Below are 18,589 nucleotides of genomic sequence, written 5' to 3'. Positions count from 1 at the left end.
GCGGCTTCCACGGCGACGAGCGAGCGCGGCGACGATGCAAGGTCCCGGCGCTTCCAGGGCGGCCTGGCCGCCTCGGTGATTGGCACGAGGTGGCGACCGCCCCGGCACGACGATTCGGGCTCGCGCGACGGTGCGGTTCGCCCCAGGCTCACCACACCCTACGGGCTGGATCAGGCAGCGCTGGCATCCAGGGCCTGGCGCAGCGCAGCTACTTGCTCGCGCTCGCTGGCGATCCAATCCGGATCCAGCCCCACCAGCGCTGCGTTACGCCAGCGCATGCGCGAACGCTGCATGCCCTTGGCCGAGGCGTGCACCTGGTTCACTCCGGTCGCGGCCAGCAAGGCGGCCACGTTGCCGGCCCCGATCCCCGCCCCCGCCATCAGCGCGATGCGTCCCTGCGCCTGCCGCACCAGCGCGGCGATGCCGGCGGCGCCGGCAGGGGCGCCGGCCGCGCCGCCGGAACTCAGCACGCGCTCGCAGCCGAGCGCGATCGCGTCCTCCAGCGCGCGCGCGCGATCGCGCGCGGCGTCGATGGCGCGATGGAAGGTGACGCCCAGCGCACCGGCCGCGGCGATCAGCTCGGCGCAGGCGGCGCGGTCGACGTCGCCGTCGGCATCCAGCGCGCCGATCACCACGCCGTCGCAGCCCAGGCGAACGCACAGTTCGATGTCCCGGCGCATACGCTCGCGCTCCAACGCGTCGTAGAGGAAATCGCCGGCGCGCGGGCGGATCAGCACGTACAGGGGAATGCGCAGGCGCTCGCGCGCCATCGCGATGCTGGCGTAGGACGGCGTGCAACCGCCCTCGCCCAGGTTCTCGCACAGTTCGACCCGGTCGGCGCCGCCGTCCTGCGCCGCCAGCGCCGAGGCCAGCGAGTTGGCGGCGATCTCCAGGGCGATGCGGCTCACTTGCGTGCCGTGGCGTAGACCGACGCCGATTCGTGCAGACGCTCGTGCGGCCCGGCGCCGCCGTCGTGCACGGCGTAGACGAAACCCTGGTGCAGCGCGTAGGCGCCGACTTCGCCGTGCTTGTTCAAGGCCAGGAAGCACACCTGCAATTGCTTGCTGGCTTCCGGCCGTTTGCGCACCACGCGTTCGATCGCCTCCCGGCAGGCCTCGGCCGGCGAGCGGCCCTGGCGCATCAGTTCGACCACGAGAAAGCTTGCCGCGTTGCGCACCATCTCCTCGCCCACGCCCGAGGCGGTGGCGGCGCCGGCCTCGTTGTCCACGTACAAACCGGCGCCGACGATGGGGCTGTCGCCGACCCGGCCGTGCAGCTTCCAGGCCATGCCGCTGGTGGTGCAGGCGCCGGCAAGCTTGCCGTCCGCGCCGATCGCCAGGATGCCCAGGGTGTCGTGGTTGCTGGCGTCGCCCGGGCGCTGTCTGCGCTCGGCATTGATCTGCGGGCGGTACTCGCTGGTTTTCAGCCATTCGCGCCAGGCCTTGCGCGCCTCGTCGGTCAGCAGCGGCTGCTTGGGAAAGCCCTGCGCCAGCGCGAACTGCTGGGCGCCCTCGCCCACCAGCATCACGTGCGGAGTCTTCTCCATCACAGCGCGCGCCACCGACACCGGATGCAGGATGTCCTCGAGCGCGGCGACCGCGCCGCAGCGGCCGTCGCCGGCCATGATGCTGGCGTCCAGGGTCAGCACACCGTCGCGGTCGGGATTGCCGCAGCGGCCCACGGTGGGATTGCACAGGTCGGCCTCGGCCCAGCGCGCGCCGGCCTCCACCGCGTCCAGCGCGTCGCCGCCGCGCGCGAGCACCGGCCAGGCCGCCGCATTCGCGCCGACGCCGAAATCCCAGGTCGACACCACCTTGGCGCCGCTGGCGGGCGCGGACCGCGCCACGCGCGGCGCGGCCAGGGCGCCCGCGGCCAATAACGAGGACTGGAGGAAGTGGCGGCGCGTGCTCATGGCGTGGTCTCGATGGGAAGTCGGTCGGCGGTCGCCGCCGCGCCGCGCGATTAGTCGCCGGCGTGGCGCTCCAGGTAATAGGCGGCGGCGCCGAGCAGGCCGCGTTGGCCGTGCTCGACCAGCCGTACCGGCGTGCGCGCCATCAGCTCGGCGAACACGCCCTTGTTGCGGAAGCGCGCGGCGAAATCGCTGGCCAGCAGGAACGGCGCGATCTGCGCCGGAATGCCGCCGGCCAGGTACACCGACTGCGCGCCGAAGGTCACCGCCAGGTCGCCGGCCAGGCTGCCGAGCATGGCGCAGAAGATCGACAGCGCCTCCACCGCCTGCGCATCGTCGCCGCGCTGCGCGGCCGCGGTGATCGCCTCCGGTGTGTCCAGCCGCGGCGCCGTCGCGTCCAGCGCGCACAGCGCCTCGTAGGCATGGACCAGACCGGGGCCGGACAGCACGCGTTCGTTGTCCACGTGCGGCCAGCGTTGCAGCAGTTGCCGCAGCAGATCCAGTTCGCGCGGCGTGCCCGCGGCCAGCGCGGCGTGGCCGGCTTCGCTGGCCAGCACGCGCGCGGGCGAGCCCGGCACGTACAGCGCGGCGCCGAAGCCGGTGCCCGGGCCCAGCACCAACGCCGGGCCGGCGTTGGCGGCGGTGTCGCCGCAGATGTGCAGCATGCGCGCCGGGTCCAGGCGCGGCACTGCGTAGGCCACGGCTTCGAAATCGTTGAGCAGGGCCAACTGTCCGCAGCCGGCCTCCAGCCGGGTGCGCTCCAGCGAGACCGGCCAGGGCAGATTGCTGTTGAGCAGGCGGTCGCCGTCCAGGCGCCCGGCGATCGCGACCACCGCGTGTTCCGGCGCCACCTGCGCCTCTTCGGCGAAGTCGCGCAGGATCGCGGCCAGGCTGGGGGCCTGCGCGCAGGCGTATTGGCGAAAGCGCAGTACCGACAGCGTGCCGTCGTCGCCGACGCGCACATGTCCGACCCGGGCATGGGTGCCGCCGACATCGGCGGCGATCAGATCGCGCAGCTGCGCGCACTTGGGATGGACCGTCATAGCCGGCGAGCATGCCGGTTCCGACACGTGCACCGCTAGCGCGGTCTCGCCGCGACGAGGGACCGGAGTGCCGGCGGCGGCCGGCGCGGGCAGGACGGCGGCGTTGGAGCGGACGGCGGGCATGGCCTGCTTCCCAGGGGGTTGGCCCGATTATCGACCAAGCCGTCGCGCATTTGTATCGATCAAAACCAGCCGATTTCGTCAATTCAGCGGCGCCGCCCGGATACCGCGGCGCATGGGGGCGCCCGCCCGCCTACGCCGAAGCGTAGCGCGCGGCGCCGCCGACCCAGCGTTCGACGATGCGCTGGGCGATCTCGGGCGCGTCGGCGAGCAGGCGCTCGCCCAGCGCCTGCACCTGCGGCAGCAGGTCGGCGTCGCGGGCCAGGTCGGCGACGCGGAAGCCGGCCAGACCGGTCTGGCGCGTGCCCAGCAGTTCGCCCGGGCCGCGCAATTCCAGATCCTTCTCGGCGATCACGAAGCCGTCGTGGGTCTGGCGCATGGTCTCCAGGCGTTGCCGCGCCAGCCCCGACAGCGGCGCGCGGTACAGCAGCACGCAGCTGGACGCGGCGCGGCCGCGCCCGACCCGGCCACGCAGCTGGTGCAGCTGCGCCAGGCCCAGGCGCTCGGCGTTCTCGACGATCATCAGCGAGGCATTGGGCACGTCCACGCCGACCTCGATCACCGTGGTCGCGACCAGCAGGTCGATGTCGCCGTCCTTGAACGCGCGCATGGTCGCCTGCTTCTCGCTGGCCTTCATGCGGCCGTGGACCAGACCCACGCGCAGCTCGGCCAGCTGCCGCGACAGTTCTTCGAAGGTGGTCTGCGCGGCCTGCGCGACCACTTCGTCGGAATCGTCGATCAGGGTGCAGACCCAATAGGCCTGGCGGCCCTCGGCGCAGGCGCCGCGTATGCGCTCGACCAGTTCCGGACGGCGTTCTTCGCTGAGCGCCACCGTCTGCACCGGCGTGCGCCCGGGCGGCAGTTCGTCGATCGCCGACACGTCCAGATCGGCATAGGCGGCCATCGCCAGGGTGCGCGGGATCGGGGTGGCGGTCATCACCAACTGGTGCGGGACGATCGCGTTCGCGCCGACCTCCCCGCCCGCGCCCTTGTCGCGCAGCGCCAGGCGCTGGTGCACGCCGAAGCGGTGCTGCTCATCGACGATCGCCAACGCCAGATCGCGGAAGGCCACGCCCTCCTGCATCAGCGCGTGGGTGCCGACCACCACCTGGGCCTCGCCCGAGGCCACCTGTTCCAGCACCTTGGCGCGCGCGCGGCCGGTGACCTTGCCGGCCAGCCAGGCCACCCGCACGTCCAGCGGTTCCAGCCAGCCACGCAGATTGTTGAGGTGTTGCTCGGCCAGCAGTTCGGTCGGCGCCATCAGCGCGGCCTGGCGGCCGGCATGCACCGCGATCATCGCCGCCATCGCCGCCACCACGGTCTTGCCGCTGCCGACGTCGCCCTGGACCAGGCGCAGCATCGGCGAGGGCTTGGCGAGGTCGGCGCGGATCTGCGCGAACACGCGCTGCTGGGCGCCGGTGAGCGCGAACGGCAGGGCCTTGCGCAGGCGCTCGGCCAGGGCCAGGCCCCTCAAGGCCGGCGCCTTGTGCGCCTGCTGGGCGATGCGCTGACGACGCAGGCTGAGGTGATGGGCCAGCAGTTCCTCCAGCGCCAGCCGGCGCTGGGCCGGATGGGTGCCGGCGATCAGCGCGGCCACGTCGGCATCCTGCGGCGGCCGGTGCACGGTCAGCAGCGCCTCGCGCAGGGTCGGCAGTTGCAGGCGCTCGCGCAGCTCGCGCGGCAACAGCTCCAGCGCGTCCTCGTCCGGCAGGCGGTCCAGGGCCAGGCCGATCAGGCGCCGCAGCGAAGCCGGGCCGATGCCCTCGACCGCGGGATAGACCGGATCCAGGCGCTCGCCCAGCGCGCTGTCGTCGTGATCGTCGAGCACGCGATAGCTGGGATGCACGATCTCCAAGCCGATCTGGCCGGGCTTGGGCGTGCCGTAGCAGCGCACGCGCGCGCCGACCCGGAACTGCGCGACCTGGGCGGCGCGGAAATGGAAGAAGCGCAGCACCAGGGTGCCGCGGCTGTCGTCGCCGATCGCCACCCGCAGCAGCGGGCGATAGCGGAAGCCGCGCTCGACCGCTTCGACGCGGCCTTCGACCTGCGCCGGCACGCCCGGCTGCAGCAAGCGGATCGGGGTGATCGAGGTGCGGTCCTCGTACTGCCGCGGCAATTGCAGCCACAGGTCCTGCAGGCTGTTCAGACCGCGCGCGGCGAGTTTCTCGGCCACGCTCGGTCCGACCCCGGGCAGGCTGGAGAGCGGCTGCAATTGGAGATCGACGGACGCCCCGCCCTTGCGCTTCGGCATGCGCTAAGCATAAAGGCCGAGAGTCGGGATTAGGGATTCGGGATTCGCAAAAGCGAAGAGCCCGCCATGGGCGGGCCCTCGCTGGTCGCTCTGTCGAATCCCGAATTCCGAATCTCGAATCCCGGCCTTCAAAACTTCGCGTTGAACTCCACACCAAAGGTGCGCGGCTCGGTCACGCGCGCGCCGACGGTGCCGAGCACGGTCTTGCCGTAGGTACCCAGGGAATTGATGTACTGGTTGTCGAACACGTTGTTGCCGAACAGGGCCAGGCCCCAATGGCCGTTGGGTGCGGTCCAGGCCAGGCGCACGTCGGTGCGGTTGCGCGACTCGTCCAGGTCCAGCGCCGGGCTGGGCCCGCAGTCGCCCTGCGCCACCGATTCGGTGTTGCAGCGCTTCTTGCTGCGATAGGCGTGACGCAGCGAGAGACGCAGGTCGCCGTGCTCCTGCAGGTACCACTGGTAGTTCATGCCGCCGGCCAGGAACCAGTGCGGCACGCCGGTGGGCTTGCCCGACAGGTCCAGGCCGCTGATCGACGCATAGTTCTTGTAAGTGGCGTCGATGAAGGCGGCGTTGAAGTCCAGGCCCAGGCCGTCGGTGACCTGCCATCGCGCATCGAAGTCCACGCCGTAGGCTTCCATGTCCGAGGTGTCGACGACGAAGCGCGGGATGGTGGTGCTCATGTCCAGCACCACCGCCTGGCGGTTGTCGTAAACGTAGTAGTAGGCCGACAGGTTGTACTGCAGGCGATGCTCGGGGAAGGACTGCTTCAGGCCGAACTCCAGGTTCCACACGTCCTCGTTGTCGAAGCGGCTGCCGATCTGCAGCGAGTTGAACCCGCCGGCCTTGTAGCCCTTGGCCAGCGAGGCGTAACCCATGGTGTTGTCGTTGAAATGGTAGTCGGCGACGAAGCGCGGGCTGACATCGCTCCAGGAGCGTTTGGCGCGGTTGGTCACGCCCTTGTTGAGCATGGCCGGCGGGTCGATGAAGGCCACGTCGAAGACGAAGGTCTCGCGTGGGATGCCTGCCAGGGCGAAGAAGCCCATCGCTTCCAACTGGTCCAGCGCCGCATCCAGCTCGGGCGCCGAACGCGGGTTGTTGAGCCAGCTGAATTCTTTCTCGTCGCGGGTGTAGCGCAGGCCGAAGGTCAGGTTGAGCTTGTCGGTGGCATGCCAGATCACGTCGCCGAACACCGCGTAGGACTGGGTCTCCAGGGTATTGATGAACTTCTCGTTCCAGCGGTGGCCGCGCAGTCGGATCGGAATGCCGAACGCGGCCAGTTGCTGGTCGACGTAGCCGAACAGATAGCCGGTGGGCGTGGGCGCCAGGCCCAGGTTGTGGACGATGGTATCCACCGAGTCGGTCAGGGCGTTGACCTCGCTGGTCTGGTCGGCCTCCTCCTTGAAGTAGCTGGCGCCGGCGACCCAGTCGATGCGGTCGGTGCTGCCGGCGAACTTGAACTCCTGGTACAGGCTTTCGTTGCTCTCGGTATTGGTGGAGTCGACGTAGAGGTAGTTGCGGTCGGTGCCGTCCTCTTCGACGCGGTTGACCGAGTCGTAGTCGCGCCAGGAGCTGGTCATGGTCAGCGTGCCCCAGTCGAAGCCGTGGTCGACGATCAGGGTGACGCCGTCGAAGCGGCGCGACTCCTCGTTGCCTTCGGCGTCGGAGGCGGTGGGCACCTTGCGCGGATCCAGGTAGCCCAGCTCGTCCACCGGCAGGGTCGGCAGGCCCGGCCGCGGCGGCAGCGGCACGATGCCGGTGGTGGCCTGGCCGAGCTGGTCCAGGTTCTCGTGGTCCCAGCTCAAGGTGGCGGTGGTGCGCTCACCCAGGCCCAGCCGGAACGCGGCGCGCGTGGCCCAGTTGTTCTCGGGGTTGAGATCGCGGCCGGTGTTGGCGTCCTGGATCCAGCCGTCGCTGTGGTTGAACAACGCGTTCACGCGCAGGGCCGCGTCCTCGCCGGTGGGCAAGTTGACCATCGCGTCGGCGTAGACGCGTCCTTCGTTGCCCAGGCGCAGGCGCGCGGCGGCTTCGGTGTCGCTGCCGGGCTTGCGGGTGATGATGGACACCGCGCCGGCGGCGGTGTTGCGGCCGAACAGGGTGCCCTGCGGGCCCTTGAGGATTTCGATGCGCTCCACGTCGGTGAACGGCAGCAGCACGCCGCCGCCGCGGCCGGCGTAGACGCCGTCGACGTAGATGCCGACCGCCGGGTCGGTGCCGATGCCGAAGTCGTCGGTGCTGATGCCGCGCAGCTGGAAGCTGGGCTGGGTCGGCTGCTGGCTGTTCACCACCAGGCCCGGCACGAAGCTGTCGAGATCGCCCAGGTCCTTGGCGGCGACGTCGTCGATGAGCTGGTCGCTCACCACCTGCAGGGCGATCGGCACGTCCTGCAGTTCCTGCTCGCGGCTCTGCGCGGTGACGGTGATGGCGTCGAGGTCCTTGGCCTCGGCGCGCGGCTGCGGCTCGGTCGCGGCGGACTGCGCCAGCGCCGTGGACGGCGCGCCGAAGGTGAGGACGGCACCGCCGCAAAGCGCGGCGATCGCGGTGACCAACTTATGTTTACGCAAGAGCATCGTGATCTTCCTTCACGCTCGTTTTCGACATGGACGACGCGTTCCCCCGAACACGCCCGTCGTCCTCCCCAGGCAGCGCACGCCTCGCCGGGCGCTAGCCGCAATCTCCCTGCTGCGCCGCGATCCATTCTCGGATCAGCGTCACGCCTTCGCGATGCACCACCGAGCGACCGACCTCCGGCATCATCGCCGAGGGGTCGTCGCTGTCCATGCGGTAGGTCAGGATCGACGCGTCCGGATCGCCCGGCACGATGTCGTGGCGGCGGTCGCCGGTGCCCTTGCCCGCGGCGATCGGCAGCTTGCAGCGGCCCAGCCGCAGCGGCTCTTCGGTGGCCGCATCCAGCCACAGGCCCGAGGTGTTGCCCGGTCCTTTGGGGCTGTGGCAATGACCGCAGTTGATATCGAGGTAGGCGCGCGCACGCGCGTCCAGGCTGGCGCGCGCGGTGTCGCGCCAGTCGGCCGCATGCGGCGCGGCGCCGGGCGCCGGCGCATCGCGCAGGTAACCCAGCTGCTGCCAATGCGCGAGCTGGTTGGCGCGGCCGCCGGCGTAGTCGAACTCGCGATTGAGGTGGCGCGCCTTCAGGCCGATCGGCTGCAGCGCCTTGCTCTTGATGTCGGTGCCGTGGCAGCCGCCGCATTGGTTCTGATCGGGAACCTGATAAGTCGCGTCCTCGCGGCTGCCGTCGGCGGCCTGCAGGCTCAGCGCCACCAGTTCGCCGCCGCGCATCAGCTTGGCTTCGGTCTGCTCGGCATTCCACACGTAGGGCAGCGCGATCCAGCCTTCCTGGCGCCGCACCAGCAGGCGGGTTTCGATCAATCGCACCTTGGCCAGGTCCAGGCCGCCGTCGCGGAACTCGCCGTCGGCGCTGTTGCTGCGCACGACCACGTCGCTGTCCGCGGCCTGGCCGGGTACGCGCGGGTAGTAAAAGGTCTTGCTGACCACGGTACCGACCGGAAACTCGAACGCGCCCTCGGCGCTGTAGCGCGCCGATGCGCCCTTGGGCATCCACACCGTGCGCAGCTTGTGCGCGTAGTCGCTGAACAGCGGCGTGTTGAGTTCGTAGGGCACCACACCTTCGTTGAGGCGCAAGTGGCGATCGGCCACGCGCAACACGCCCCATTCGCTGAGCAGGGCCGGCTGGCCCTCGGCATGGAAGCGCACCGGCGCCGGTGCGCGCTCGCAGGCGGCCAGCACCGACAACAGCAGCAATAACAGCAAGCAGGTGCGCGATCGCAATCCCGTCATCGCTTAGCCGCGCTTGAGGTCGATGGCCGGCAGTTTGGGCAGGGTGCAGTTGTAGGCCGCCATGTCCTTGCTCGGGTTCTTGTAGCCGCCGGGGCCGTCGGCGTTGAGCACGCCCGACACGTCGCGCAGACACAGGTGCGGATCGCCGGGCTTGGCCGGCTTGGGATTGCGGTAGCCGTCCCAGAGCACATCGGGCAGGCGGCCGGTGAGGCCGTAGCTGGCCACCTTGAGCGCCTTCAGGTCGAAGCCGTCGGGCGCGTCGCCGCCGCCGGACAAGCGGTTGCCGTAGACCGAGATGCGCTCGGGATAGGGGTCGAAGTCCTTGGCCGCCTGATCGTCCTTGTAGCCGGTCGAGTAGACGCTGGAAATGATGATGTTGGTGGTGGCGTTGTCGCTGATGTCGTTGTCGAAGATCTCGACGTCGTCGTTGGAATTGACCACCACGCCGCTGCCCGCCGGCACGCTGGCCACCGGCGTGCCCTTGGCGCCGAAGTTGGCGGTGTTGTTCTTGTACACCTTGTTCTTGTACACCCGGATCGCCCCACCCTGCTGCGACAGCGCCGGCATGTTGAACACCAGGATGCCGCCGGTGTTGTTGGTGGCCACGTTGTCGTAGACGTCGGCGTTGACGGTGTTCTCGATCTCGATGCCGGCGACGTTGAACTCGGCACGGCTGTTGCGCACGATCACGTCGCGCGACTGGCCGACGTAGATGCCGGCGTCGGAGGCGCCGATCGCCACCGAGTTCTCGATCAGCACGTTGCGGGTCTTGACCGGATACAGGCCGTAGGCGCCGTTCTTGGTGCTGGGCCCGCCGGTCCACTCCACGCGCACGTTGCGGATGGTGATGTGCTCGCCTTCGTTGACCTTGAGGCCGTCGCCCTTGCTGTCCTCGATGGCGATGTTCTCGAGGGTGAAGTGGCTGGCGTTGACCAGCAGGCCTTCGGCGCCCGCTTTCTGGCCCTTGAAGCTGAGCACCGACTTGTCGGGGCCGGCGCCGCGGATGGTCACGCCGTCCACGCGCAGGCTGAGGCTGCGGTCGAAGCTGTAGCGGCCGGCCGGCACCTCGATCACGTCGCCGGGTTTGGCGTCGAGCAAGCGCGTGCGCAGGGTTTCGGCGTAGGCCGGATCGCCCGCTGCGACCTGCGCGCTGGGCACGTGCGCCGGTCCGGCGTCGCGGCCGCAGGCGGTCAGGGCGATCAGGATCGCGAGTGCCAGGGTCAGTCTGCTCATCGAGTCTTGCGCTCCCCGTGTGGTCGTGGCTGGCGCGCTCGCGCGCCGCTGCGTCGGGCCGCGCGGCATCCCCCTGCCGACGCCGCCGTTCCATTCACGAGTCTCGGCCGCGGTCACGCGCGCGCGTGAGGGCAGTTGCGGCACACTAAGGGGGGATTAACGGCCAAGTTGCGAGAACGATGCCGCACCGGATCCAGGAAGCGCCGCGCACCGACATCGCCCTGATGTCGCCGAATCTGCTGTGGGGCCTGTTCCGTAGCGCGGAGGAACACGGCGTGTCCAGCGCCGACTGGCTGCTCGGCACCCAGCTCACCCGCGCCCAGATCGACGACCCCGGCGTGCGCCTGCCCGACCGCCAGACCGCGATCGTGGTCGAACGCGCGCTGCGGGTACTACCGCCGTCGATCGGGCTGGACCTGGGCGCACAGCAGAACGTCGGCAACTTCGGCCTGCTCGGCCTGGCCATGACCACCGCCGCCACCTTCGGCGAGGCGATCGCGCTGGGCCTGCGCTTCACGCCGGTGGTCGGCAGCCTGATGCGCTTCGTCGAAAGCGCGGCCGCGCCGGGCGAGATCGCCCTGGCCGGCGAGATGATCGTGGCCAACGCGGCCATCCACCGCTTCGTGTGCGAGGAGTTCTTCGCCAGCTGCCTGGCGCTGGCGCGCGGGCTGGTCGGCGCGGCGCTCAAGCCCCTGCGCCTGGAGTTCAGCTACCCGGCGCCGGACTACGCCGAACGCTATCGCGAGGTGTTCGAATGCCCGATCGCCTTCGACCAGCCGCAGGACCGGCTGGTGCTGGACGAACGCTGGCTGGCGCATCCGCTGAGCACCCACAACCCGATCGCGGCGCAGCAGGTGCTGGCGCTGTTGCGCGCGCAGATGCCCGCGACCCAGGCCCCGGGCGAGACCACGGCGGCGGTGGAGCGGCTGTTGCGCGCGCAACTGGCGAGCGACCCCAAGCTGGCCGACATCGCCGCGCAGTTGCACGTGAGCGAGCGCACTCTGCGCCGCCAGCTCAGCGCCGAAGGCACGCGCTACAACGCGCTGCACGACCGGCTGCGCATCGACCAGGCCTATGCCCTGCTGCGCGACCGCGAACGCCCGATCGCGAGCATCGCGGCGGCGATCGGCTACAAGGACCCGCGCGAGTTCCGACGCGCGTTCAAGCGTTTGACCCAGACCACCCCGCGCGAGGCGCGCGAGCGGCTGCTGGAAGAGGCGGCGGTGCGCAGGACCGCGCCGGACTGAGCCGCCGATTCGCAACCGCGCGACGCGAGGTCCGCAGCGACCTGCGACAGCGCTCGCGGTTCGACGGGCTCGCCACGAACGGCTTTTGGAACATCTGTAGGTTTTGCGGCACCCAGGGCGCGGGCAGTGCGAGCCCTGCCCGCCACCCCGGAACGATGCGCCGAGCGCGCACCGCCGCGATCGCGACTGGGATCAGTCCAGCACCATGATCGCGTCGGCCTCGAAGGCCACGCCACGCGGCAGCGCCGCGACCTGCACGGTCGAGCGCGCAGGGTACGGCGCGTTGAAGTACTCGCCCATCACCGCATTGACCTTGCCGAAGTGGCCCAGGTCGGTCAGGAACAGGCCGAGACGAACGATCTTTTCCAGCGAACCGCCGGCGGCCTCGCAGACTTCCTTGAGGTTGAGGAAGACGCGGTGGGCCTGGGCCTCGATGTCGCCCTCGATGACCAGGCCGCTGGCCGGATCGAGCGGAATCTGGCCGGACAGATAGACGGTGTCGCCGACGCGCACGGCCTGCGAGTAGGGGCCGATCGCGGCGGGCGCCTTGGCCGTGTTGATGATCTGCTTGGACATGGACGGGCTCCTGATGGGGGACGGGGAATGCTAAGACGTTTGCGCCGTCGCGTGCGGCGCGGCGGCGTCAGCCGCGGTAGCCGTTGCTGATCGGGTAGCGGCGTTCGCGCCCGAACGCGCGGTGCGAGACCTTGGGCCCCGGCGCGGCCTGGTGGCGCTTCCACTCGCTGATGCGCACCAGGCGCAGCACCCGGTCGACGGTGTCGGCGGCGAAACCGGCGGCGACGATCTCATCGCGCGACTGCTCCTGGTCGACGTGGCGCAGCAGGATCGCGTCGAGCACGTCGTAAGGCGGCAGCGAGTCCTGGTCCTTCTGGTTGTCGCGCAGCTCGGCCGAAGGCGGGCGGTCGATCACGCCTGGCGGAATCAGCGGCGCGCCCGCGACCGCGTTGCGCCAGCGCGCCAGATCGTAGACCTCGGTCTTGTAGAGGTCCTTGATCGGCGCGTAGCCGCCGCACATGTCGCCGTAGATGGTGGCGTAGCCGACCGCGTACTCGCTCTTGTTGCCGGTGGTCAGCAGCAGGCCGCCGAACTTGTTGCTCAATGCCATCAGCAACGCGCCGCGCGTGCGCGACTGCAGGTTCTCCTCGGTCACGTCCACGGCCTTGCCGGCGAAGGTCTCGGCGAGGGTGTCCAGATAGCCCTGGAACGGCTTTTCGATCGGCAGCGCGATCAGGCGCACGCCCTGGGCCTGGCATTGCTCGGCGGCCAGGTCGTTGGACAGGCCGGCGGTGTAGCGCGAAGGCATGCGCACCGCGGTGACGTTGTCGGCGCCCAACGCGTCGACCGCGATCGCCAGCACCAGCGAGGAATCGATGCCGCCGGACAGGCCCAGCCAGACCGAATCGAAGCCGTTCTTGCGGCAGTAGTCGCGGGTGCCGCGCACGATGGCGCGCCAGGCCAGCGAATCGCGGCCGTCGTCGGTTTCCTCGGGCCAGGCCACCGGCGCGAACGCGCGCGTGGCGGCGTCGTAGTCGGCGACCAGCCAATGGTCCTCGAACGCGCGCGCGGCGTTGTGCACGCGGCCGTCGCCGTCGGCCAGCACCGAGGCGCCGTCGAACACCAGCGCGTCCTGGCCGCCGACCACGTTGAGATAGGCCAGCGCGCAGCCGCTTTCGCGCACCCGCTGGGCGATCAGGGCGTCGCGCTGGGCGTGCTTGTCGCGCTCGAACGGCGAGGCGTTGGGCACCAGCACCAGCTCGGCGCCGGCCGCGGCGGTCGCCGCCAGCGGTTCGGGGAACCACAGGTCCTCGCAGATCACCAGGCCCAGCGGCACGCCCTTGACCTCGAACACGCAGCGCTCGCCGTCGGGATCGACGTCGAAGTAGCGACGCTCGTCGAACACTGCGTAGTTGGGCAGCTCGCGCTTGCGATACGTCGCCTCCACGCGACCGTCGCGCAGCACGCTGGCGGCGTTGTAGACCACCGCTCCAGCCGCCTGCGGCCAGCCGACCACGGCGGTGATGCCCTGGGTGGTGGCGGCCACGCGCAGCAGCGCGGCCTCGCAGTCGGCGAGGAAGCTCGGGCGCAGCAGCAGGTCCTCGGGCGGGTAGCCGCTGATGGCGAGTTCGGGGAACAGCACCACGTCGGCGCGATGCCGGTCGCGCGCCTCCACGATCATTTCGGCGATGCGTTCGGCGTTGCGCTCGACGGCGCCGACCGGGAAATCGAATTGGGCCAGGGCGATGCGGAGTTGCGTAGACATGCGGCGAGTCTCGGAAAACGGGGATTGATGCGCGCTGCATCGGGTCGCGTCGACTGGAAGCTTCGATCTCAGTCGTGCGAGTAACCGGCTTCGCGCTGGCCTCGAATGGCCAGGATCAGGATCGTGTCGAACTCTTTCATATATCGGTACAGCGCGACGTAGCCCCGCCCTTCGCGGCCCACGACGAGCTCACGCAAATCTCCGGCCTGCGCGCGTCCGATCAAGGGATTGTCGGCTAGCACGTCCACGGCATGCAGGAGGCCGGCGATGCGCTCTTCGCGTTGCGCGACCTCATGCCGATCCAGGTGGTCGAGGATGCGCGCGAAATCCTCCGCCAATCCGGGCGAGAGGACGATTCGGGTCACGGCTGGCGCCCGAAGGTCTTCTCGACGGGCAAGTCCGGGTGCTCGCCGCGCGCGCGGCGCTCCAGGTAGTCGCGCATGTCCTCCCAGGCCAGGACCTGGCCATCGGCTACGAAGGCCTGCCAGCGACGTTCGGCTTCGTCCAGGAACTCGCGCTGGCGCTCGGCTTCGCCCACTTTCTCCTCGATGGCGCCGAGGATGAAGCCGTGCGCGGTGGTGCCGGCGCGCTCGGCGGCGTGGCTGATGCGCGCCTTGAGCTCATCGCTGAGTCGGATCGTGGTGGTCGACATCGGCGCCTCCGGATCGTCTGGGTGCTGCGAGCAGCGTAGCACAAAGGTGCTACATACGAAGAAGCCGCCCGGAGGCGGCTTCTTCGCAACACGGTGGCGCCGGCTTACTTCGCCAGACGCTTCGCGATCGCCGCGCCCAGGTCGCCGGGCGACTTGACCGTGGTGATGCCGGCCTTTTCCATCGCCGCGAACTTGCCGGCGGCGGTGCCCTGGCCGCCCGACGCGATCGCGCCGGCGTGGCCCATGCGCTTGCCGGCCGGAGCCGAGGCGCCGGCGATGAAGCCGACCACCGGCTTGGTCACGTGCTGGGCGATGTACTCGGACGCTTCCTCCTCGGCCGAGCCGCCGATTTCGCCGACCATGATGATGCCCTCGGTCTGCGGATCGTTCTGGAACAGCTTGAGCGCGTCGATGAAGTTGGTGCCGTTGATCGGGTCGCCGCCGATGCCGATGCAGGTCGACTGGCCGAGGCCGGCGTCGGTGGTCTGCTTGACGGCTTCATAGGTCAGCGTGCCCGAGCGCGACACGATGCCGATCTTGCCCGGCAGGTGGATGTGGCCCGGCATGATGCCGATCTTGCACTCGCCGGGCGTGATCACGCCGGGGCAGTTCGGACCGATCAGGACCGTGTCCGGATAACCGGCCAGGGTGTTCTTCACCCGCAGCATGTCCAGCACCGGGATGCCTTCGGTGATGCAGACGATGACCTTGATGCCGGCGTCGGCCGCTTCCAGGATCGCGTCGGCCGCGAACGGCGGCGGCACGTAGATCACCGACGCATCGGCGCCGGTCTGGGCGACCGCGTCGCGCACGGTGTTGAAGACCGGCAGGCCCAGGTGCTGGGTGCCGCCCTTGCCCGGGGTCACGCCGCCGACGACCTGGGTTCCGTAGTCGAGCATCTGCTCGGCGTGGAAGCTGCCCTGCGTGCCGGTGAAGCCCTGGACGATGACCTTGGTGTTCTTGTTGATCAAAACGGACATGTCAGTGGCCCCTTACTTGCCGGCGACGGCGGCAACCGCCTTCTTAGCGCCATCGTTGATATCGTCCGCCGGGGTAATGGCCAGACCCGAGTTCTTCAGCAGTTCCTTGCCGGCTTCGACGTTAGTGCCCTCGAGGCGCACGATCACCGGCACCTTGACGTCGACTTCCTTGACCGCGGCGATGATGCCGTCGGCGATCATGTCGCAGCGGACGATGCCGCCGAAGATGTTGACGAAGATCGCCTTGACCTTGTCCGAGCTCAGGATGAGCTTGAAGGCCTCGGTCACGCGTTCCTTGGTGGCGCCGCCGCCGACGTCGAGGAAGTTGGCCGGCGAACCGCCGTTGAGCGCGATCACGTCCATGGTCGCCATCGCCAGGCCGGCGCCGTTGACCATGCAGCCGATGTTGCCGTCCATGGTGACGTAGTTGAGGTCGTGCTGGCTGGCCAGCACCTCGGTCTCGTCTTCCTGGCGGATGTCGCGCATCGCGGCCAGGTCCTTGTGACGGAACGTGGCGTTGTCGTCGCTGTTGACCTTGCCGTCGAGCACGGCGAGGTCGCCGTTGGTGAGGATGGCCAGCGGGTTCAGTTCGACCAGCGCCAGGTCCTTCTCGTTGAACAGGCGATACAGGCCCTGCATGATCTTGGTCAGCTGGCCAACCTGCTTGGCGTTCAGGCCCAGGTCGAAGCCGAGATCGCGGCACTGGTAGGCCTGCAGGCCCTGGATGTAGTTCACGTGCAGGGTCTTGATCAGGTCCGGCGTCTCCGCCGCGACCTTCTCGATCTCGACGCCGCCTTCGGCGGAGGCGATGAAGGTGATCGACTTGGTGGAACGGTCGACCAACACCGACAGGTACAGCTCCTTGGCGATGTCGGTGCCTTCGGAGATCAGCACCGTGTCGATCGGCAGGGCGACGCCGGCGGACTGGTAGGTCTCCATGCGGGTGCCGAGCATGGCGGTGGCGTACTGCTTCACTTCGTCGTAGCTCTTGGCCAGCTTGACGCCGCCGGCCTTGCCGCGGCCACCGGCGTGGATCTGGGCCTTGACCACCCAGAGGTCGCCAGGAATGGCCTTGGCGGCCGCAACGGCCTCATCCGGCGTGCGCGCGACGCGCCCGGCGGGCACCGCGATGCCATAGTCGGCAAACAGCTGCTTTGCCTGATATTCGTGAAAATTCATGCGTCACCGAGGGGAGTGAAAGACGTCCCGCGCGAATAGCGGACCGCTGGGCGGGCCAGCGCGAGGGGGCCGCATTGTCGCCGATCGCGGCGGAGCGAGCAAAACCGGGCCCGGACCCGGCCGGCCCCGCCAGACCCGGCAAAGCCCGCCGGGGCGGCCCGCGACCGCCCCGGGAGGCCTTGCGCGCGGGGCCCGGCGCATGGGCGATCCGGGCGCTTTCGCGCATACTCGGCGCCATTCCGTCCGGACAGGGTCAGCCGCTTGCCGTCAGGTCTCGCCCCCGTCGCCGCCTCCGACGCCGACCATGCGCTGCGCCGCGAGCTGTACTTCTTCACCCTGTACCGGCTGCTGGAGGCCGCCCTGCTGGCGCTGCTGGTGTTCGGGCCGGCCCAGGTCCTGATCCGCGCCCCCAGCCTGCCCCTGCTCGCGCGCGCTGTGGTCCTGGGCTACATGCTGGCGGCGATGCTGCTGTTCGTGTCCGGGCGCCGCGGCAACCTGCACACCCAGGCCCTGATCGGCATCACCGTCGACCTGCTGGCCGGCATCCTGGCCCTGCACGCCCTGCCCGCCGCCGGCACCGGCATCGCCCTGATGCTGGTGTTCAACGTCGGCGCCGCGGCCCTGCTGCTGCGCATGCGCTACGGCCTGAGCATGGCGGTGATCGCGGTGGCGCTGCTGCTGGGCGAGTACGCATTCAGCGAGCTGATCGGCAACGGCAGCGAGCGCGTGGTCGGCGAGCCGGTCATGTTCGCCCTGGGCTTCATGGCCATCGCCACCCTGACCAGCCTGCTCGGGCGCGAGATGCGCGCCAGCTCGGCCCTGGCCGAGCGTCGCGGCGCCGAGGCCGCCAATTACGCCGAGGTCAACGAACTCATCATCCGGCGCATGCGCACCGGCGTGCTGCTGGTCGACGGCGAGGGACGCCTGCGCCTGGCCAACGAGGCCGCCATGCTGCTGCTGGGCGAACCCGGCGAGCATTCCGACCACAGCCACCGCAACCTGGCGATCGCCTCGCCCGAGCTTGCGCGCCGGCTGGGGCGCTGGCGCGCCGACGCGGTCCCGGACGAGACCCCGCTGCAGATGGCGCCGGACCAGCCCGAGGTGGTGCCGCGCTTCACCCGCCTGCTCGCCGGCAGCGACCAGACCCTGATCTTCCTGGACGACACCTCGCTGGTCTCGCGCCGCGCCGAATCGATCACCCTGGCCGCACTGGGCCGGTTCTCGGCCAGCCTGGCCCATGAGATCCGCAACCCGCTGGCCGCGATCAGTTACGCCGTGCAGTTGCTGGAGGAGTCGCGCGACATCGCCGTGGCCGACCGCCGCCTGCTCGAGATCGTGCGCCAGCAGGGCACGCGCATGAACGGCATCGTCGAGAACGTGCTGGGCATGGCGCGGCGCGAACCGGCCAAGCCCGAGCATGTCGACCTGGTCGCGTTCAATCGCCAGTTCGTCGACGAGTACAACACCAGCCACCCGATCGAACTGGACAGCCTGCGCGCGACCTCGGCGCAGCCGCGCATCCCGGCGCTGGTCGATCCGCGCCAGCTGCATCAGGCCCTGACCGTGCTGGTGCACAACGCCCTGACCTACGGCCGCATGCCGGGCGAACCGGCGCGCGTCACCGTGCACGCCTACCTGGACGCGAGCGCGGCGCCGGTGATCGACGTGCTGGATCGCGGCCCGGGCATTCCCGAATCGGTGGCCTCGCGGCTGTTCCGGCCGTTCTTCACCACCTCCAGCCACGGCACCGGACTGGGCCTGTACATCGCCCGCGAGCTGGTGCGGGCGAACCAGGCCTCGCTCGACTATGTACCCATGCCCGGCGGCGGCGGCTGCTTCCGTATCCATCTCTCCGGCACCAACGCGATGTTGCCGGCGTGA

General features: G+C 69.9%; 15 protein-coding genes. 2 read left to right on the top strand and 13 right to left on the bottom strand.

Annotated elements, in window-relative coordinates; translation table 11 throughout:
* Nucleotides 1-170: 170 nt before the first annotated feature.
* The 7 genes from ASE43_RS11455 to ASE43_RS11425 all read right to left on the bottom strand — a co-directional run bounded on the left by ASE43_RS11455 (nt 171) and on the right by ASE43_RS11425 (nt 10,369).
* Nucleotides 171-908, bottom strand: coding sequence for a copper homeostasis protein CutC (locus ASE43_RS11455; protein ID WP_057160543.1), 738 nt, complete (start codon nt 906-908; stop codon nt 171-173).
* Complete coding sequence (locus tag ASE43_RS11450; protein ID WP_057160541.1) at nt 905-1,912, bottom strand: N(4)-(beta-N-acetylglucosaminyl)-L-asparaginase; 1,008 nt, start codon at nt 1,910-1,912, stop codon at nt 905-907. The genes ASE43_RS11455 and ASE43_RS11450 overlap by 4 nt, the downstream gene beginning before the upstream one ends.
* Nucleotides 1,913-1,962: 50 nt before the next feature.
* Nucleotides 1,963-3,075 carry a glucokinase gene (locus ASE43_RS11445; RefSeq protein ID WP_255356378.1) on the bottom strand — a complete coding sequence of 371 codons (1,113 nt, stop codon included), beginning with the start codon at nt 3,073-3,075 and terminating at the stop codon, nt 1,963-1,965.
* Nucleotides 3,076-3,205: 130 nt separating this feature from the next.
* Nucleotides 3,206-5,323, bottom strand: a complete 2,118-nt coding sequence (gene recG / locus ASE43_RS11440) for an ATP-dependent DNA helicase RecG (RefSeq protein ID WP_057160540.1) — start codon at nt 5,321-5,323, stop codon at nt 3,206-3,208.
* A 128-nt stretch (nt 5,324-5,451) separates the two neighbouring features.
* Complete coding sequence (locus tag ASE43_RS11435; protein WP_082607233.1) at nt 5,452-7,890, bottom strand: TonB-dependent receptor; 2,439 nt, start codon at nt 7,888-7,890, stop codon at nt 5,452-5,454.
* Between the two features lie 94 nt (nt 7,891-7,984).
* Nucleotides 7,985-9,136, bottom strand: coding sequence for an SO2930 family diheme c-type cytochrome (locus ASE43_RS11430; RefSeq protein WP_057160536.1), 1,152 nt, complete (start codon nt 9,134-9,136; stop codon nt 7,985-7,987).
* 3 nt (nt 9,137-9,139) lie between these two features.
* Entirely contained in the window at nt 9,140-10,369 is a 1,230-nt protein-coding gene (locus ASE43_RS11425) for a parallel beta-helix domain-containing protein (RefSeq protein ID WP_056179262.1), read from the bottom strand.
* Between the two features lie 179 nt (nt 10,370-10,548).
* Here ASE43_RS11425 and ASE43_RS11420 point away from each other — a divergent pair, with 179 nt between their 5' ends.
* A complete protein-coding gene (locus ASE43_RS11420; protein ID WP_056179259.1) occupies nt 10,549-11,616 on the top strand; it encodes an AraC family transcriptional regulator in 1,068 nt (355 codons plus the stop codon).
* A 192-nt stretch (nt 11,617-11,808) separates the two neighbouring features.
* Here the strand turns inward: ASE43_RS11420 and ASE43_RS11415 are convergent, their stop codons facing one another.
* From ASE43_RS11415 to sucC, 6 genes are all read right to left on the bottom strand, one after another.
* On the bottom strand, nt 11,809-12,192 hold the full coding sequence (locus ASE43_RS11415) for a RidA family protein (RefSeq protein ID WP_056179256.1): 384 nt from the start codon (nt 12,190-12,192) through the stop codon (nt 11,809-11,811).
* 67 nt (nt 12,193-12,259) lie between these two features.
* Complete coding sequence (locus tag ASE43_RS11410; protein ID WP_057160534.1) at nt 12,260-13,897, bottom strand: NAD+ synthase; 1,638 nt, start codon at nt 13,895-13,897, stop codon at nt 12,260-12,262.
* A gap of 68 nt (nt 13,898-13,965) precedes the next feature.
* Nucleotides 13,966-14,262, bottom strand: coding sequence for a type II toxin-antitoxin system RelE/ParE family toxin (locus ASE43_RS11405; protein WP_056179251.1), 297 nt, complete (start codon nt 14,260-14,262; stop codon nt 13,966-13,968).
* Nucleotides 14,259-14,549, bottom strand: coding sequence for a DUF1778 domain-containing protein (locus ASE43_RS11400; RefSeq protein WP_056179248.1), 291 nt, complete (start codon nt 14,547-14,549; stop codon nt 14,259-14,261). Before ASE43_RS11400 ends, ASE43_RS11405 begins: the two co-directional genes overlap by 4 nt.
* A gap of 104 nt (nt 14,550-14,653) precedes the next feature.
* Complete coding sequence (gene sucD / locus ASE43_RS11395) at nt 14,654-15,529, bottom strand: succinate--CoA ligase subunit alpha (protein ID WP_056179245.1); 876 nt, start codon at nt 15,527-15,529, stop codon at nt 14,654-14,656.
* 12 nt (nt 15,530-15,541) lie between these two features.
* Nucleotides 15,542-16,708, bottom strand: coding sequence for an ADP-forming succinate--CoA ligase subunit beta (gene sucC, locus ASE43_RS11390; RefSeq protein WP_056179243.1), 1,167 nt, complete (start codon nt 16,706-16,708; stop codon nt 15,542-15,544).
* Between the two features lie 261 nt (nt 16,709-16,969).
* Here sucC and ASE43_RS11385 point away from each other — a divergent pair, with 261 nt between their 5' ends.
* On the top strand, nt 16,970-18,589 hold the full coding sequence (locus ASE43_RS11385; protein ID WP_057160532.1) for an ATP-binding protein: 1,620 nt from the start codon (nt 16,970-16,972) through the stop codon (nt 18,587-18,589).

The sequence above is a fragment of the Lysobacter sp. Root983 genome (assembly GCF_001429345.1).
Taxonomy (GTDB): Bacteria; Pseudomonadota; Gammaproteobacteria; order Xanthomonadales; family Xanthomonadaceae; genus Lysobacter.
Note: the sequence above shows the minus strand (reverse complement) of the source record. Positions and strands in the feature narration are given on the sequence as shown.

Coding starts and splice junctions, on each gene's coding strand:
- ASE43_RS11450 (WP_057160541.1), bottom strand. CDS start 1,912: ATGAGCACGCGCCGCCACTTCCTCCAGTCCTCGTTATTGGCCGCGGGC.
- ASE43_RS11445 (WP_255356378.1), bottom strand. CDS start 3,075: ATGCCCGCCGTCCGCTCCAACGCCGCCGTCCTGCCCGCGCCGGCCGCC.
- recG (WP_057160540.1), bottom strand. CDS start 5,323: ATGCCGAAGCGCAAGGGCGGGGCGTCCGTCGATCTCCAATTGCAGCCG.
- ASE43_RS11435 (WP_082607233.1), bottom strand. CDS start 7,890: ATGCTCTTGCGTAAACATAAGTTGGTCACCGCGATCGCCGCGCTTTGC.
- ASE43_RS11430 (WP_057160536.1), bottom strand. CDS start 9,136: ATGACGGGATTGCGATCGCGCACCTGCTTGCTGTTATTGCTGCTGTTG.
- ASE43_RS11425 (WP_056179262.1), bottom strand. CDS start 10,369: ATGAGCAGACTGACCCTGGCACTCGCGATCCTGATCGCCCTGACCGCC.
- ASE43_RS11420 (WP_056179259.1), top strand. CDS start 10,549: ATGCCGCACCGGATCCAGGAAGCGCCGCGCACCGACATCGCCCTGATG.
- ASE43_RS11415 (WP_056179256.1), bottom strand. CDS start 12,192: ATGTCCAAGCAGATCATCAACACGGCCAAGGCGCCCGCCGCGATCGGC.
- ASE43_RS11410 (WP_057160534.1), bottom strand. CDS start 13,897: ATGTCTACGCAACTCCGCATCGCCCTGGCCCAATTCGATTTCCCGGTC.
- ASE43_RS11400 (WP_056179248.1), bottom strand. CDS start 14,549: ATGTCGACCACCACGATCCGACTCAGCGATGAGCTCAAGGCGCGCATC.
- sucD (WP_056179245.1), bottom strand. CDS start 15,529: ATGTCCGTTTTGATCAACAAGAACACCAAGGTCATCGTCCAGGGCTTC.
- sucC (WP_056179243.1), bottom strand. CDS start 16,708: ATGAATTTTCACGAATATCAGGCAAAGCAGCTGTTTGCCGACTATGGC.